The 17,132-nt window shown below is 47.8% G+C and carries 12 protein-coding genes and 1 pseudogene; 11 read left to right on the forward strand and 2 right to left on the reverse strand.

Features of this window, described 5'->3' with window-relative positions; all coding sequences use genetic code 11:
* Positions 1-22: 22 nt before the first annotated feature.
* Positions 23-1,393 carry an aspartate aminotransferase family protein gene (locus ACP158_RS00990; protein WP_424947146.1) on the reverse strand — a complete coding sequence of 457 codons (1,371 nt, stop codon included), beginning with the start codon at positions 1,391-1,393 and terminating at the stop codon, positions 23-25.
* Positions 1,394-1,438: 45 nt separating this feature from the next.
* A complete protein-coding gene (locus ACP158_RS00995; protein ID WP_424947147.1) occupies positions 1,439-1,639 on the reverse strand; it encodes a hypothetical protein in 201 nt (66 codons plus the stop codon).
* 83 nt (positions 1,640-1,722) lie between these two features.
* Between ACP158_RS00995 and ACP158_RS01000 the strand changes: the two genes are divergently transcribed.
* The 11 genes and pseudogenes from ACP158_RS01000 to ACP158_RS01050 all read left to right on the forward strand — a co-directional run bounded on the left by ACP158_RS01000 (position 1,723) and on the right by ACP158_RS01050 (position 17,075).
* Positions 1,723-2,853, forward strand: a complete 1,131-nt coding sequence (locus ACP158_RS01000) for a carboxylate-amine ligase (protein ID WP_424947148.1) — start codon at positions 1,723-1,725, stop codon at positions 2,851-2,853.
* A 161-nt stretch (positions 2,854-3,014) separates the two neighbouring features.
* Positions 3,015-3,830: a hypothetical protein gene (locus tag ACP158_RS01005; RefSeq protein WP_424947149.1), complete on the forward strand. Its 816-nt coding sequence runs from the start codon at positions 3,015-3,017 to the stop codon at positions 3,828-3,830.
* Positions 3,831-3,880: 50 nt separating this feature from the next.
* Entirely contained in the window at positions 3,881-5,770 is a 1,890-nt protein-coding gene (locus ACP158_RS01010) for a SulP family inorganic anion transporter (RefSeq protein WP_424947150.1), read from the forward strand.
* A 221-nt stretch (positions 5,771-5,991) separates the two neighbouring features.
* Positions 5,992-7,480: pseudogene (locus ACP158_RS01015) on the forward strand (site-specific DNA-methyltransferase).
* A gap of 28 nt (positions 7,481-7,508) precedes the next feature.
* Positions 7,509-7,715 (forward strand): type II toxin-antitoxin system HicB family antitoxin, encoded by a 207-nt coding sequence (locus ACP158_RS01020; RefSeq protein ID WP_424947151.1) that lies wholly within the window; start codon positions 7,509-7,511, stop codon positions 7,713-7,715.
* 229 nt (positions 7,716-7,944) lie between these two features.
* Complete coding sequence (locus ACP158_RS01025) at positions 7,945-8,751, forward strand: hypothetical protein (RefSeq protein ID WP_424947152.1); 807 nt, start codon at positions 7,945-7,947, stop codon at positions 8,749-8,751.
* Positions 8,752-8,760: 9 nt separating this feature from the next.
* On the forward strand, positions 8,761-9,222 hold the full coding sequence (locus ACP158_RS01030; RefSeq protein ID WP_424947153.1) for a type II toxin-antitoxin system VapC family toxin: 462 nt from the start codon (positions 8,761-8,763) through the stop codon (positions 9,220-9,222).
* 74 nt (positions 9,223-9,296) lie between these two features.
* On the forward strand, positions 9,297-9,449 hold the full coding sequence (locus tag ACP158_RS01035) for a hypothetical protein (protein WP_424947154.1): 153 nt from the start codon (positions 9,297-9,299) through the stop codon (positions 9,447-9,449).
* 99 nt (positions 9,450-9,548) lie between these two features.
* Positions 9,549-12,872 carry a helicase-related protein gene (locus ACP158_RS01040; RefSeq protein WP_424947155.1) on the forward strand — a complete coding sequence of 1,108 codons (3,324 nt, stop codon included), beginning with the start codon at positions 9,549-9,551 and terminating at the stop codon, positions 12,870-12,872.
* The gene (locus ACP158_RS01045) at positions 12,869-16,249 is read left to right on the forward strand and encodes an Eco57I restriction-modification methylase domain-containing protein (RefSeq protein WP_424947156.1); all 3,381 of its coding nucleotides are present in this window, start codon (positions 12,869-12,871) and stop codon (positions 16,247-16,249) included. Before ACP158_RS01040 ends, ACP158_RS01045 begins: the two co-directional genes overlap by 4 nt.
* Positions 16,236-17,075, forward strand: coding sequence for an AbiJ-NTD4 domain-containing protein (locus ACP158_RS01050; RefSeq protein WP_424947157.1), 840 nt, complete (start codon positions 16,236-16,238; stop codon positions 17,073-17,075). The genes ACP158_RS01045 and ACP158_RS01050 overlap by 14 nt, the downstream gene beginning before the upstream one ends.
* Positions 17,076-17,132: the final 57 nt, after the last annotated feature.

The following is a 17,132-nucleotide window of genomic DNA, read 5'->3' on the forward strand; positions in this document are numbered from 1 at the left end:
AAAATTATTCGGATGAAAAATCTTAGGCGGCGCTTTTGAGCGAAGCCAACGATTGATCCAGACTCGCCCAGGCGAGATCGTAAAATTCATCGATTTGTGCGCGGGTGATGATGAGCGGCGGGCATATCACCATTATATCCCCTACCGGGCGCATCACTAAGCCATTTTTCAGGCAAATTTCCCGGCACACAGTTCCAGCACCGCCATCCTCGTCAAATTTCTGTTTGGTGTCTTTGTTGGCGACCAGTTCCAAGCCGCCAAGAAATCCTGCGCCTCGTGCCTCTCCCACTAAAGGATGCTCCCCAAGTGCGGAAACCCGGGATTGAAAATAATCCATAGTGTTGTCACGCGCCCGCTCTATAATGCGCTCATCGCGTAAAATTTGAATATTTTTTAACGCCACCGCGCAGGCCACCGGATGACCGGAATAGGTGTAGCCATGAGCAAACTCGCCGCCTTTGCTGTCCAGAACCTCGGTTATTCTATCGGCAACCATCACCGCGCCAATGGTTTGATAGCCTGAGGACAACCCTTTTGCCAGGGTCATCACATCCGCTTCAATGCTGAATGTGTCTGAGCCAAACCACTGGCCGGTTCGGCCAAAACCGCAAATCACTTCATCCGCGCACAGCAACACATCATACTTTTTACAAATGCGATTGATTTCCGGCCAATAATTATCCGGCGGGATGATCACCCCTCCGGCCCCCTGAATCGGCTCGGCAATAAACGCCGCAACCCGGTCAGGGCGCACTTCCAGTATGCGCTGTTCGAGCGCCTGGGCGCGTTGCAAGCCAAATTCTTCCAGACTGAGATCACCCCCTTCAGCATAGAAATAAGGTTGATCGATATGCTCGATATTGGCAATGGGCAGTCCGCCTTGAGCATGCATGGCTTTCATTCCGCCCAGGCTGGCGCCGGCCATCGTGCTGCCATGGTAGGCATTGTTTCGACTGATAATGATATTACGATCTTCCTGATCTTGAACTTCCCAGAAGTAACGCACTAAACGCACCACGGTATCGTTGCCATCAGAGCCTGAACAACCAAAAAAAGTACGATTCATTTGTGGCGGCGCGACTTCGGCGAGAGCCTCCGCCAATTCCACCGCCGGCAACTGTGCGGTTTGAAAAAAACTATTGTAATACGGCAATTGCTCCATCTGTAATTTCGCGACTTCGGCTAATTCAGTCCTGCCATAGCCAATATTTACGCACCATAGTCCCGACATCGCATCGAGATATTTATTGCCATCGCTGTCGTAGATATAAATATTTTCTGCGCCAGTAATAATGCGCGCGCCGTTTTCGCGCATGTCCTGGTGGTCGGTGAACGGGTGCATATAATGCTTTGCATCGAGTTCGCGCAGTTGCGCGGTGTCGTAGGTTCTCATGATTTATTAGTCATGTTTATTAGTCATGTTTATTAGTCATGTTTATTATTCGGGGTTTATGCGCGGCAGCGGCGGTCGCTCCTGCGCATCCTGCGCCCGCGACAACGACCGCCAAGGACGGTGGAAGTGCAGATTTTGGCGGGAGCAAATATCCGCCGACCGCCAGGGAAGGCGGAAGTGTCGATACCGTAGGGAACGAGTATCGACCATGCCGTCCATGGCAATAATGGCGATGGATTTAATCATGCTCAAATGATAACCTATCCCGCGTAGCCGAAACATCCCGTTTTCGCATCTGACCGCGCCGCTTTATTTTAATCACGACTGCAATGACTTCACAGCCCAGCTTCACCATCGGCATCGAAGAAGAATACATGCTGGTAAATCCGCACACCGGCGACTTGGTGCGCAAGGCGCCGAGGTCGTTGATGCCGGCCATGAAAGCGAAACTGGGCAGCCGGGTTTCGCCGGAATTCCTGCAATCCCAGGTTGAGGTGGGCACGCCGGTTTGCGCCTCATTACAACAGGCAAATGATGAACTGGGCAATCTGCGGCAGTCCGTGGCGGAGGTGGCACAAGACCATGACCTGGCGATCATTGCCGCTTCCACCCATCCTTTCGCCCGGCCCCAGGATCAGGCGATCACCAAAAAAGCGAGATATGCCGAGTTGGCGCAGGACTTGCAGGCGGTGGTGCGGCGCTTGTTGATTAGCGGCATGCATGTTCATGTCGGCATTGATGATGATGATTTGCGCGTCGATTTGATGAATCAAGCGACTTATATTCTTCCCCATCTGCTGGCGTTAAGTACCTCGTCGCCATTCTGGACCGGGGAGGACACCGGCTTGAAGTCGTATCGGATGTCGGTTTGGGATGAAATGCCGCGCACCGGATTGCCGCATGTGTTTGAGAGCTACTCGGAATATCAACGTCATGTCAATGTTTTAGTAGAAGCCGGCGTCATCGAGGATGCGACCAAGGTATGGTGGGATTTGCGACCGAGCGCGCGCTACCCGACACTGGAAATGCGGATTACGGATTTATGCGCCACGCTGAAAGACGCCATCTGCATCGCCGCGATTTATCAGTGCTGGCTGCGAATGTTATACCGGCTGCGCGCAAGAAACCAAAAATGGCGAAAATATTCCAACATGCTTCTGGACGAAAATCGCTGGCGCGCCCAGCGCTATGGAATCGATCAGGGATTAATAGATTTTGGCATCGGCAAGGTGGTCAATTATTCCGACTTGCTGTCGGAAATTTTAACCCTGATTAGACAAGACGCCATCGAGGCCGGATGCCTGCAGGAAATCAATCACGCAAAAACGATTGTCAAAAGAGGCACCAGCGCCCATAGACAACTTTCTGTTTATAAAAAATCATTGGAAAAAGGCGATTCCCATGAACTAGCCATAAAAAAAGTTGTGGATTGGCTGCGCCGCGAGACCTTGAATTGCTGAGCGTAAAAATAAGCGCCCGCGCGGATGCTGACGCATCATTTCATCCGCAGGCCCGCATTGCGCCGTGGCAGTTAATTATCCACTTCAATACGCGGGCGGTGTGGCGATTCGCACTTCCGCCATCCTTTCCCGGCCGTCATTCCCGCGCAAGCGGGAATCCAGTGAAACCATCCGTCCCCCGCTTCCGCGAGGGCAGGCCCGCGCAGCGGGACACAACCGCCATGGATGACGGGAGTGCAGATTGCCGCTCCTGCGCCCTCGGCATACATGCCATCCGTGGCAATATTGCCGGGAGCAAAAATCTGCCGACACCGCAAAGCCCAGAGCGAGTGCCGACCTTGCAGCCGGGGAATGCCGTGGCTTCGCCGCAGGTGTTTGACTGGATTATCGGGTCAAGCCCGATAATGACGGGGGAGTGGGAACGACGGACGGGTGGCGGGTTCGTTATCAGCGAATGGACCGGCCGGCCGATTTTTGTTCCCGACAAAATCTGCACTTCCACCGTCGGCTTTGGCTTCCTCGACAATTGTTCCTGCATTGCTCCACTAAGCTACGTCCATGTAGCGATGCGTCGCCCTACCTCCGCCATCCATGGCATCGTCGTCCTTGGTGGTCGTATGCCACGGGTGAGGGACGCGCAGGTGTGGCGATTCGCACTTCCGCCATTCCTTCCCGGCCGTCATTCCCGCGCAAGCGGGAATCCAGTGAAACCATCCGTCCCCCGCTTCCGCGAGGGCAGGCCCGCGCAGCGGGACACAACCGCCATGGATGACGGGAGTGCAGATTGCCGCTCCTGCGCATCCTGCGCCCTCGGCATACATGCCATTCGTGGCAATATTGCCGGGAGCAAAAATCTGCCAACACCGCAAAGCCCAGAGCGAGTGCCGACCTTGCAGCCGGGGAATGCCGCGGCTTCGCCGCAGGTGTTTGACTGGATTATCGGGTCAAGCCCGATAATGGCGGGGGAGTGGGAATGACGGTCACGTAGCGGCGATGATTAATACGACATTTTTTGCAGGAATATTCATTGGTTTTTAGTTTTTCTCTTTCCAGGTTTTTTCCGTTCCTGAGATGGGGGCGGAATCTCACTGAAGAAACCGTTCGCGCCGACCTGTTGGCCGGATTGACCGGCGCGGCCATCGTATTGCCGCAGGGCGTTGCCTTCGCCGCCATCGCCGGAATGCCGCCTGAGTACGGGCTATACGCCAGCATCGTGCCGGCCATCATTGCCGCGCTTTTCGGCTCGTCCTGGCATCTGGTTTCAGGCCCGACCACGGCCGCGTCCATCGTCATGTTCTCGTCCCTGAGCGCCTTGGCATTGCCCGGCAGCCCGGAGTACATTTCCCTTGCCATCACTCTGGCATTCATGGTTGGCGTTACCCAGTTTGCGATGGGGGCAGTCCGGCTGGGCGCCCTGGTAAATTTTATATCTCACTCGGTCATTGTCGGATTCACTTCTGGAGCAGCACTATTAATCGCATCCAAACAAATTAAAATTTTTCTCGGCCTGGAAATCCCGGTTAAAGAGCATTTCCATGAGTCGGTGGTGTATCTGTGGGAGCATTGGAGCGCATTTTACCCGATGGTGACGTTTGTCGGATTTTCGGCTCTGGCCGTGGTCATTATCCTTAGGAAAAAATGGCCAAAGTTTCCAGGCATGATAGCCGCCCTGTTTGTTGGCGGCGTAGTGGCCGCCATTTTTAATTTCATATTCGGTGCGGATAAGACCGGCATCCATATGGTCGGCGCACTGCCTCGACAATTGCCGCCGTTATCGATGCCGGATTTTTCAGCGGATGTGCTTCAAGAGTTGGCGCCATTGGCACTTGCCATGACCCTGTTTACCCTGACCGAAGCGGTGTCCATCGCCCGTTCAATTGCTCTTAAAACCGGGCAACCCATTCAAGGCAATCAGGAATTTATTGGTCAGGGCCTGTCGAATATCGTCGGCAGTTTTTTCTCAGCCTATGTCGCTACCGGTTCATTCAACCGCAGCGGGGCGAATTTTGAAGCGGGCGCGAGGTCGCCATTATCGGCAATTTTTGCCGGCCTGTTACTGATTCCGTTACTCATGGTGGTTGCGCCACTGACCGCATATTTACCTAAAGCCGCAGTGGCAGGTTTATTGATTTTGGTCGCCTGGCGAATCATCGATTTTGCACAAATCAGAAAAATTTTCGGTGCCGACCGCAAGGAAGCGGCGATCATGGCGGTGACGTTCTTGAGCACAATTTTCTTCAAACTGGAATTCGCCATCCTGTTTGGCGTGATCCTGTCATTGTTAATCTATCTCAGGAAAACCTCTCGACCGAGAATCATGCCACGGGTTCCCAATCCAGAATCGAAACATCGAAAATTCGGTTCCGGGGTGGCGTTGCCGGAATGTCCGCAGTTCAAGATGCTTCGACTGGATGATTCAATTTATTTTGGATCGGTGGCACATGTCGGCGAAATGTTTCGGTTGTATCGCGAACACTATCCAGAACAAAAACACCTGCTACTGCTCACCAAAGGGGTCAATCAGGTTGATGTTGGCGGTGCCGAACTATTAATGGCTGAAACCAGGGAAAGAAGAAAGATGGGCGGCGATCTGTATTTGTATCGATTAAAAGACAGCGCCAGCAAAGTTCTCAAAGATGGCGGCTATCTGGATTTCATCGGCGAAGACAATATATTCGATTCTAAAGAGGAAGCGATTGGCAAGGTCTTTGATCGACTGGACCGGGATATTTGCAGCACTTGTGAAAATAGAATTTTTCTGGAATGTAAAACACTCGAATACAAAAAACCTGAGGGTAAGGGACCCCAGGATAAGAAACCGACTAAAGTCAAAAGCACAACCACAACCACGAAAAGGTCCAGTAAAAAAACCAGTAAAACAGCAGCAAAGAAAACTACGAAAAAAGGCGCGACATAACACAGCGGGAATCATGCCAACCATCTACGACAACATTATTTTGGGGATAAGCAATGCCAACTCTTGATTTCAAAGGCAAGCAACTGGTCTATGCGCATCACTTAACGGTGTCGGCGCGAACCCTGAAGATTGATGTCAACAAGTCGCATCCCTCAAAAAAACCGTCTCTTGACGGCAACCTCATCATCCACGGCGACAACTTGCATGCGCTCAAAGCACTGATGCCGCGCTATGCCGGTCGGGTGAATTGCATTTACATTGACCCGCCGTATAACACTGGCAATGAAAAATGGCTATACAACGACAATGTAAATAGCCCGATGATGCAGAATTGGTTGAAAGACAAGGGTCCGGTGGACGGCGAAGATCTGGAACGACACGACAAGTGGCTGTGCATGATGTGGCCAAGGTTGCAGTTGTTGCGCGAGTTGCTTGCCGAGGACGGCGTGATTTTTATTTCCATTGACGACAACGAGCAACACCGGTTGCGGATGGTGATGGATGAGATTTTTGGGGGAGGGAAATTTTCTAGCTGATGTAGTTTGGCAACATCGCTACGGCAGAAGCAATAACGCGAAGCTTTTTTCGAACCAACGCGAACATATCATTACTTACAGAAAATCAGATAAAGTCATGCATATTAGAGTCAAACGCAGAGAGAAGTTAGACGCAACATATGCTAATCCAGATAATGATCTGCGAGGAAAATGGTCATCCAGTTCTTACGTTAATCCAGCGACAAAAGAGCAACGGCCAAACTTGGTTTATCCCATTATAAATCCACATACAGAAAAAATAGTTAACCATTCAACTCACGCATGGAAATACAGTAAAACTACACACGAACAACATAGTGAAAAAAATATGCTTTGGTGGGGGAAAAACGGAAATCTTAAATACCCTAGACTTAAAAATTTTCTATCCGATTCCGAAAAAAAAGGAATTGTGCCAATTGACTTAATGTTAGCGGATATTGCTGGTACAACAGATGAAGGAACGCGACAGTTGCAAGAAGTTTTTCAAAACAACGCGCATGACTTCAACAATCCAAAACCAATCAAACTAATTAAAAATCTCATTGGAATTGCTGAAGGCGTATCGGATAAAGAGAATTTTCTAATTCTGGACTCCTTCGCTGGCTCCGGCACCACCGCCCATGCCGTCCTTGCTCTCAACAAAGAAGACGGCGGAAACCGCAAGTTTATTCTGGTGGAATGCGAAAACTACGCCGATAAAATCACCGCCGAACGCATCCGCCGCGTAATCAAAGGCGTTAAAAATGCAAAAGACGAAAACCTGAAAAACGGACTCGGCGGCACCTTCACCTACTGCACCCTGGGCGATGAAATCAGCATTGAAAAAATGCTCACCGGCACGCACCTGCCGGACTATGAAACCTTCGCCCGCCACTTGGTTTATATCGCCACCGGAAAATCACCGGACAAGATTCGCAAAGCGCGAGGCAAGGACGGATTTTTCTTCGAGATGCCCGACAGATTGTTCTACCTCATCTACGAACCGCGCCTAACTTTTCTGCGAAGTGCCGACTCCGCTCTGAACGGCGACCGCGCCGAACGCATCGCCAAACAAGCAAAGACAAAAAAGAAAACCGCACTGGTCTTCGCTACACATAAATTCATGGGGCAGAAAGAATTGACCGAAATGAATATTGTATTTTGTGGGTTGCCATATGGTAAAATTGATTACTGATTTGATTCCATTCGGAGGGCATACATCAATGAAATTCAATGTAACTGTGGAGCGGGACGAAGACGGGGCATGGGTTGTTGAATGCCCGGCAATACCGGGCTGTGTCAGTCAAGGGAAAACCAGAGAACAGGCGCTCGATAATATCGAAGAAGCGATTGCGCTTTGTCTTGAGGTGCGCGCCGAAAAAGGGCTTCCGCTGACCGTTGAGACGCGGCAAGTCGAGGTCGTGATGTAATGCCGGGCTTACTGTGGACGAGTTTTCCGCAGTGATATAAGGCGGGCGAATCAAAAATTTTATGCGACACAATTATAATACAACTCAAAAACTACCAGAAAAAACCACACTGGTCTTCGCACACATAAATTCATGGAACAAAAAGAATTGACGGATATGAACATCACTTTTTGTCAGTTGCCATTTGGGGTGGTTGGCGGGTAGACTATGCGTGACCGGGGAGGGCATTATGACCGTTGATCGCATCATCTTGAAGATAGAAGGACCAGAAGCAAATAGGCGCCATGTGGAACTGCCTGTTTTTCTTGAAAAAGTCAGGAATTTTTACCGAATGTTGAACGCCAACATCAAGAGCGATGAACGCAAAGGCATCGCGCTTAATGTTGTGCAGTTGTCCCATTCCAGCCCCGCGATTGTCGGATGCCAGCCGACGGTCAATGGACAGCCATATACCCCCTTGATACGAAATATTGGAGAAACGTTGTATGCCGTGAAAGAGGGGCGATTGGGTCAACTCAATGATGATTTTTTGTCTGCCATGGAAAAACTGGCGAAGGACGAGCCGAAAAAAATTATGTCCAGCGAAATACAAATCACCGGAGCCAATCAAGAAGATTGGCATGTTTGCAGGCTGGATGATGAGTTTCGCGCCAAACTGGTGCAAGCACGAAGCGAGGAGCATATTCAAATAAGCACGATAGACGGCGTATTGGAAGAAATTAATATTCATAGCAACCCGCATACTTTCAAAATTTATGATGCGAGCTTTGCTTCTGTCACTATCAGGTGTCAATTTCCAAAAGAATTGGTGGGGGATGTGCAGGGCGCTCTGGGGAATTTCGTTTCTGTTCGGGGTGAATGCTTTTATCGTCCCGATGCGGCGTTTCCCTACAAAATAGATGTTCGGGAAATGGAAATTTTACCGCCAAGCGAGGAACTTCCCTCCCTAAGCGATCTTCGTGGAATTGCCCCTGGCGCAACCGGGGACAAGCCTTCCGAACAGTTTGTGAGAGAATTACGCGACAAATGGGGCTAAGGATATTCAATGAAAAACGACCTGATTTGTTGGGATTCATCTGTTCTCATTGATCATATTAAAGGAGACGACAAGGACAGAATAAAAAACATAAATATGGTTGTTGAAAGCATGGAACAAGGCCGTCACAGGCTGGTTGTTTCCACGCTGGTTTATGCAGAAGTGCTTGAAAGCGCAATGCCTGACGGAGCTATTGAGAAATTTCGGCACTTTATGCAAAACAGAGAAAAGATAGAAATAGTCGCTGTTGATATTCGCGTTGCTGAAAAAGCCCAGGCAATACGCAACCGTAGCCGTAAATCAATATCTACGCCTGATGCCATTCATGTTGCAACGGCAATTGTCAGCAGGGCGAAGGTGTTCCATACATTCGATAAGAGTCTACTTTCGCTGAATGGGAAAGATGTAGTGGAAGGACTTGCGATAACAGCCTGCGAAATTTCGGGAATGTCTGCCTCACTGTTCGATTAACTGATTCATGCAATTCAAAAACTACCAACAACAAACCCTTGAACACTTAGACCGCTGGCTGGATGCGCTCAAAGATGCACAATCGAAAAACGAAAAAGTGGCTACGGCAAGACATTACTCGGCGTTGCCGAACTGTCGGAGAGGTGTGCATCGCGGCAATGTATCTGGGATTGATGGGAGTGTCCAGTGGCGAGGTGGGTGGCGGTGGCAAGATGGGGGAGCATTAAAGCGGTCAAGGTAGTATATTTGCGCGTTGCTTTTAGTCCTGCAAATTTCATATTGCTTTGTTGGACTTTTGTTGGGAAAACCTCGTTGAGACTACAACCATGCCGACTATCTACGACAACATTGATGAAAAGTTGCTTGATGGCTTGAAGAACGCCCTGACGGTCGCTGAGCGCGGCGATTTTTGCGTTGGCTATTTCAACCTGCGTGGCTGGAAATGCATCGCGAAGGAAGTGGATACGCTTCCCAAACAAGAAGGCATCTCGCCTTGTCGTTTGATTGTTGGTATGAACATCGATGTCAACCGCACCGTGCGCCGTTACTACAACCACGAGAGCAAAGATACCTCAAGTAAAGTTGTATTTGACCGTAAAAAGCAATTTGCTCTGTCTCTTGCACGGCAACTGACATTTGGAACACCGACTGCGAACGATCAAGTCGGTTTGAAACAATTAGCAACGCAATTAAGAAAACAGCAACTCCAAGTCAAATTTTTTGGTCGTTACCCGCTACACGCCAAACTCTACCTCGCCCATCGCGATGACAAGATCAACCCGATCATCGGCTATGTTGGCAGCAGCAACCTGACCCTTGCGGGTTTGGAAAAACAAGGCGAATTAAATGTTGATGTGCTGGACAAGGATGCCGCCGAAAAATTGGCGAAATGGTTTGAAGAGCGATGGGATGATAAATGGTGTCTTGATATTACCAACGATCTCGCCGACATCATTGAGAGTAGTTGGGCGGGCGGACCCATTGACCCTTACTACATATACATTAAAACCGCCTACGAACTTTCCAAAGAAGCCATTGAGGGCGCGCGCGAATTCAAGGTGCCGAGCGACTTCGACAAGGTAATGCTGGAGTTTCAGAAGCAGGCAGTGTCACTTGCCGCTGAACGATTGAGTCGTCACCACGGTGTCATCATCGGCGATGTGGTGGGGCTGGGCAAAACACTGGTTGCGAGCGCTGTTGCAAAAACTTTTCAGCAAGACCATGGCGATAATGTTCTCGTTATATGCCCGCCCAAACTGGAAAAAATGTGGAATGATTACCTACACAAATACACGATTGCCGGAGAAACACTTTCAACCGGCAAGACTCACCGTTTGTCTGATATGAGGCGTTTCCGTCTCGTGGTGATTGATGAAAGTCATAACCTGCGCAATCGCGACTCCAAACGTTACGCTCATATCCATGACTATATTCGTGAAAATGAATCCCGCGTCATCCTGCTGACGGCAACGCCCTATAACAAACAATTCACCGACATCGGCAATCAGTTGCGCCTGTTCGTGGAAGCCGATGCCGACCTCGGCATAAGACCAGAGGGGTATATCGACTCCCTTAATGGCATTAACTTTTTCAAGGAAAAACATACCAACACTCTTGCCACATCTCTGGCAGCGTTTGAGCATAGTGAGTCAGCCGATGACTGGCGCGAGTTGATGCGTATGTATATGGTGCGAAGAACCCGCAGCCACATAAAAGAAAACTACGCAGAATATGACGAAGACAGAAAGCAACATTACTTGCTCTTTGATAACGGCGAGCGGTTTTATTTTCCGCACCGGACACCGAAGTGCGCCAAATTTAGTTTGGATGAATCTGATGGCAAAGATCAATACGCGCTGCTTTATTCCGAATCCGTTGTTGAGATAGTCAGCGGACTTAAACTGCCTCGTTACGGCATTGGAGAATATCTTTTAAGCAAGTATCAGGCCGATTCTCTACCTGATGAGTTAGACGAAGAAAAGCAAAAAATCATAAAAAACTTGAGTCGCGCAGGGAATCGATTGGTTGGTTTTGCCAAATCCGGTTTGTTCAAACGACTGGAAAGTTCCGGGCCCGCCTTCTTGCTTTCAGTCAAAAGACACATCGTTCGCAACGCGGTGTATCTGAGTGCGTTGGAGCAAGACGGTGCTTTCCCGATTGGCGATATATTCAGCGAACTTACGGATGAAACCGTGGAAGAAAGAGAGCCCGATCTATTGAATCAGGAAATGTTGGAGAAAAATTCAATAGAGTTCTTTCTCGAAGCAGGGCGTAATGTCTATAAAAAGTTATCCGATAAAGGCAGGGAGTGGTATCGCAAGTTTAATTGGATAGAAACCAATTTTTTTAAGGATCCGTTGCGCGATGCCTTGCGACATGATTGTGAGGCTTTGCTGGAAATCCTAAACAAAATACCGCAATGGGATGTCGATGCCGACCGTAAATTGGCAGAACTCGCTCGTTTATGCAAGGAAGAACATCTCCATGACAAACTGCTGATTTTCACTCAGTTCAAAGATACCGCCGACTATCTCCATCGGGAATTGAAAAAACAGAAAGTTGATGGGCTTGCCATGGTGTTTGGTGGTATGGATGACATATCCAACTATGTAAAACGATTTAGCCCCACTTCCAATGATGAACAATCTGGCAGGATCGATGAGTTGCGTGTGTTGATTACCACCGACACCTTGAGCGAGGGGCAGAACCTCCAGGATGCGCACATCGTGGTCAATTTTGATTTGCCCTGGGCAATCATTCGCCTGATACAACGAGTTGGCCGAGTTGACCGGATCGGACAAAAGGCAAAGGAAATTTTGTGCTACTGCTTTTTGCCGGAAGACGACATTGAGAAAGTGATAAAGTTGCGCGAGCGTTTGGACCAGCGAATGAGGCAGGCCGCCGAAGTGGTTGGCACGGATGAAAGTTTCTTTGAAGGCGATACCATTAACCTGGAGCACGTGTATAACCAAACCATCAGTCTCGAAGAGCAAGAAGATGAAACCGATTTAATTTCTCGTGCCTACGATATTTGGCGGCAAGCAATAAAAGACAACCCGAAACTGGAAAAGAAAATTAAAGAACTGCCCCATGTGGTGTATTCCGCCAAGCATGCGGACGACCAGAAAGACGGCGCGATTGCCTATATCAAAACCAGCAACAATCAACACCTTCTGTTGCAGTTGAATCAAACCGGCGAGGTGGTTTCACAATCTCAGTCTAAAATCCTGGGTTATCTCGCCTGCGAACCGAATGAACCGCTTGCTCCACCGGCGCAAAATCATCACGAGCTGGTTGATGCTGCAATAAGCCATATCAAGCAAGGGCAAGCCGAATTCGGCGGACAACTGGGTGGAACCAGAAGCATCCGTAATAAACTCTACAGCAAGTTGAATTTTATTAAGGAGCAGATAGAAGGAACGCTTTTTGAATCGCCAACACTAAAAGCAGTGATTCAGCAGATTCATGATCATCCGCTCAAGGAAACCGCCCGGGACCGGCTTGCGCGCCAGTTGCGCACCCATATTTCCGATGAAGATTTGGTACGGATGGCGGAAAATTTTTACGATGCCGATGATCTGTGTGCCACACCCAAAGAAGGCGAACCGATTGAATCGAGCATTATTTGCTCCATGGGGCTAATCAAATGAGCGAGCGAATATCCAAAACGGAATTGAATTCGCTCATCCACGGTCGTGATTTTAAGGAATTGTTTGTGGAGTTGGGCTGGGATTTGGGTAACCTGTCACCGTCGCTGCCCTTAGATTTGCCCCATAACGATACTATTCAGATCAACAGAATCGTGCAAAAGCGCGGCTTTGTTATTTGCCTCTACGATGCCGGGGAAAACTACCCGACCGAAAAAAGTCAACGGCGACAAATCGTCAACCAACTCGCACGCCACCATTACGAGCACCTACTCATCATCTGCGGTAGTCAAGGCAAACAATGCTGGACGGTTGCTATTCGTCCGCAGAATCGACCACTGCGCACGGCGGAAGTGGAGTGGAATGAAAGTCAGGACATTCAGCCGTTGATGGAAAAACTGAACGGCATGATTTTCGACATATCCGAAGAGGAAACGCTCGGCATTACCGATGTAGTGGACCGGGTGCGAAACGTATTTATGGAAGGCGCCGAGAAGATCACCAAAAAATTTTACGGCGAATTCCGCAAGGAGTTGTCAGCCTTTGCCGAATTCATCGAAGGCATCAGCGAGTTGGTGTCCAAGGAATGGTATGCCGCTTTGATGCTCAATCGTCTGATGTTTATCTATTTCATTCAGAAGAAACAATTTTTGAACGGCGAAGTAAATTATTTGGAGAAGCGCCTTAAACAAACGCAAGAAAAATTCGGCGCTGACAAATTCCACGACCGCTTTTATCGTCATTTTCTGGTCCATCTCTTTTCCGAAGGACTCGGCAAGCCGGAATCATCGCGCGACCCGCAAATCAAAACAATGTTGGGCCAGGTGCCATATCTCAACGGTGGATTGTTTGATGTGCATCAAATAGAGCACGAGAATGAGAATATCCAAATTCCCGACCAGGCTTTTGAAAAACTATTCGCCTTTTTCAATCAATACAACTGGCATCTGGACAGCCGCCCGGATGCCACCGGCAAAGACATCAACCCGGATGTCATCGGTTACATCTTTGAAAAATACATCAACGACCGTGCGGCAATGGGCGCCTATTACACCCAGGAGGACATCACCGGCTATATTGCCCGCAACACGATCATTCCGTTTCTGCTGAATCGTGCGCGAGAGAAATGTAAAAACGCTTTTGATTCCGAAAATGGCATCTGGCGGTTTCTGCGTGAAAATCCTGACAACTATATCTACGATGCCGTCAAAAAGGGCGGCGATATTCCCGATGAAGAAATGCCCGAAAACATTCGGCGTGGTATGGATACCAATCAACCCAATCTGATGGAACGAAGAAAAGATTGGAACACACCAACAGATAAAAAATTTGCGCTACCCACGGAAATTTGGCGCGAGACCATAGCCCGGCGTCAACGCTATTTTGAATTGAAAGACAAAATAAAAAACGGCGCAGTCCACGACATCGACGACCTGGTCACCTACAACTTGGATATTGAACGATTCGCCGCCGATGCACTAAGCCACTACGAAGGCTCAGATTTTATTGATGCTTTTTTTGCCGCCATCGCCGGTAAAAAAGCCTTGCGATCCAATCACCACGACCAGCGTGGCATCACGGTGCTTGATCCGGCTTGTGGGTCGGGCGCGTTTTTATTCGCCGCCTTGAACATTTTGGAACCACTTTATGGAAAGTGCATAGAGAGAATGAAGGATTTTGTAGAGGAGGACGACAAACAAATCGACCAAAAACGCAAGAGCGCGAAAAAACATCCGCATTTCCGCGCGGTTTTGGAAGACATCGCCAAGCATCAGAACGAAACATATTGGATTTACAAAACCATCATTCTCAATAATTTATACGGCGTGGATTTGATGAACGAGGCAGCGGAGATTGCCAAGTTGCGCTTGTTTCTCAAACTAGCGGCGGAAGCAGAATATGACCCAAGCAAAAACAATCTCGGTTTGGAACCGCTACCAGATATTGATTTCAACATCCGCTCCGGCAATTCGCTGGTGGGCTTTGCCAGCATGGAAGCGTTTGAGAAATCAATAGCACCGGACAAGGGACAACAACCTATGGATTTTAGCAAAGGACTGACTGATGAAATCCGGGAAGATGCCAAGTTGGTGCAGGTCGCCAACGATGCCTTCAAGCAGGCACAGGATAGTGGCGGCGGTGAGAGTTATCAGCAAGCGAAGGGAGAACTCAGCGATCGTCTTGCCGTTTTAAATGACAAGATGAATACGCATCTTGCCAGAGAATATGGCAAAGGCGACAAGCCGGCCGATTATAAAAAATGGCAGCAATCCCACCAACCCTTTCATTGGGTTGCGGAGTTCTACGGCATCATTGAACAGGACGGTGGTTTTGATGTGGTGATCGGTAATCCGCCGTACGTGGAATACAGCAAAGTTAAGAAAACATACACGGTCAAAAACTACGAGACCGAATCGTGTGGGAATTTGTATGCTTATTTTATGGAAAGAAGTAATACACTGAATGATAAAAGCGGGTGTTTCTCTTTCATTACACAAATGGCACTTATTACTACTAAGAGAATGAAATCAATTCGAGAAATATTGCGTATTGAATATGACAAATCATATTTCATTAATTTATCTGGTGACTGGCACCCGGGAAAGCTATTCGAAAATGTCAGGAGCCAATTCACAATCTATACTGGAATACGTGTTAATGCTATTGCTAAAACATATACGACAAATTATGTACGTTGGTTTGGACTAGAAAGATCCGATTTGTTACAAAAAATTAAATTTACAGCGAATAAACATTGCCAGTGCGAAGAACCATATCCTAAATTTGGACATGGAGAAGATGATCGAATTTGGATGAAGGTGAAAAACAAAAAAACTCAAATAGACACTTATTTACAAAATAGAGGGCATCCTTTCTTCTATAGAAACGCTGGGCTGGCTTATTATTTGATTGCTATTAATTTTCAACAAAGATTTTTTGTCAATGATAAAAAGCAAACTTCGTCGACATTGAAGACATGCTTTTGCGATTCTGAATTTGTCCGAGATTGCTTAACGTGCTTGTTCAACAGTAATTTATTTTATTGGTATTTTGCATCTTATTCCGATTGCTATCATATAACAAAATCTGATATTCACCGATTCAGATTAGATATTGACCTTAATCAGATGAACGGTTTTGTCCAAATTTGTTCTTCACTTATGATGGATATTGATAAAAATAGCATAACAAAAGAAACATTTTATAAGTCAAGAGGGAAAATAGTATATCAAGAATTTTATCCGCGTCATTCTAAAAGCATTATCGATAAAATTGACACCATACTTGCTGAGCACTACAACTTCACCGAAGAAGAACTGGATTACATCATCAACTACGACATTAAATACCGCATGGGGTTAGGCAATGAACGAAGATAAGCGTCAACCTTTTTCGGTTAGACATGGTTATAAACAATCCAAGGGTATCCAATTGGAAAGCATGGATAAGGATTTACGCATTGGACTATGGAATGCGCTTATTGACTGTTTTACAACTACTGTAAATCCATTACTTGCAGGTCTGGAACTTTTAAAGCAAAGCCACCCAATATTTAAAAATATTTGGACTAAATTTCTGAAGTGGCCTCTTGATGAATATGTAGAGCACCATAAAATTGATAGATGTTATGGAAAAATAAAAGGCGCATTTTTGCATGAATCATGGAACAAAATGCTTGATTTGACAGAATTTGTCATTCACTATGGCTATCCCGAAACAGAAGATTTCATAGAGCAGTGCAATATCGTATTGGAAGAAGAAAATTCCGCATACAAAATTGTGGGAAAATTTGTTACAGAAATTACATCACAGGAAGAAATTGAATCCATAGAAACCGCAATGGCAACGCCATTTGCGAACGCAAATGAGCATATAGGAAACGCGCTTTCTCTTTTATCTCGTCGTGAAAACCCTGATTATGCAAACAGCATCAAGGAATCGATCAGTGCCGTGGAATCCATCGCCAAAGAAATCACCGGAAAGAAAAGCAAATCACTTAACGCCTTAACGCAGGGATTAAACCTCCCGCCTGCATTGAAAGCCGGACTTGACGCGCTTTACAACTGGACTAGTGTAGAGGGAGGCATCCGTCACGGAGCAAGTGGTGAACAACTCGCTCCAAATAAAAACACCGCCCGGTTCATGCTGATTATCTGCTCCGCCTTCGTCAACTACCTAACCGCTGAAAACCCGAAAAACCCCTGAAAAATACGTCATCTTTTGTGACTAATATCACATAAAATATACGAACTGCACCCATAA

The organism is Candidatus Spongiihabitans sp., assembly GCF_965247905.1.
GTDB lineage: Bacteria > Pseudomonadota > Gammaproteobacteria > Arenicellales > Poriferihabitantaceae > Spongiihabitans.

What these genes read in the sequence shown, in the direction of transcription:
- ACP158_RS01000 (WP_424947148.1), top strand. Translation starts at nt 1,723, where the DNA reads ATGACTTCACAGCCCAGCTTCACCATCGGCATCGAAGAAGAATACATG.
- ACP158_RS01025 (WP_424947152.1), top strand. Translation starts at nt 7,945, where the DNA reads ATGACCGTTGATCGCATCATCTTGAAGATAGAAGGACCAGAAGCAAAT.
- ACP158_RS01045 (WP_424947156.1), top strand. Translation starts at nt 12,869, where the DNA reads ATGAGCGAGCGAATATCCAAAACGGAATTGAATTCGCTCATCCACGGT.
- ACP158_RS01030 (WP_424947153.1), top strand. Translation starts at nt 8,761, where the DNA reads ATGAAAAACGACCTGATTTGTTGGGATTCATCTGTTCTCATTGATCAT.
- ACP158_RS01050 (WP_424947157.1), top strand. Translation starts at nt 16,236, where the DNA reads ATGAACGAAGATAAGCGTCAACCTTTTTCGGTTAGACATGGTTATAAA.
- ACP158_RS01035 (WP_424947154.1), top strand. Translation starts at nt 9,297, where the DNA reads ATGCACAATCGAAAAACGAAAAAGTGGCTACGGCAAGACATTACTCGG.
- ACP158_RS01040 (WP_424947155.1), top strand. Translation starts at nt 9,549, where the DNA reads ATGCCGACTATCTACGACAACATTGATGAAAAGTTGCTTGATGGCTTG.
- ACP158_RS00990 (WP_424947146.1), bottom strand. Translation starts at nt 1,393, where the DNA reads ATGAGAACCTACGACACCGCGCAACTGCGCGAACTCGATGCAAAGCAT.
- ACP158_RS01020 (WP_424947151.1), top strand. Translation starts at nt 7,509, where the DNA reads ATGAAATTCAATGTAACTGTGGAGCGGGACGAAGACGGGGCATGGGTT.
- ACP158_RS00995 (WP_424947147.1), bottom strand. Translation starts at nt 1,639, where the DNA reads ATGATTAAATCCATCGCCATTATTGCCATGGACGGCATGGTCGATACT.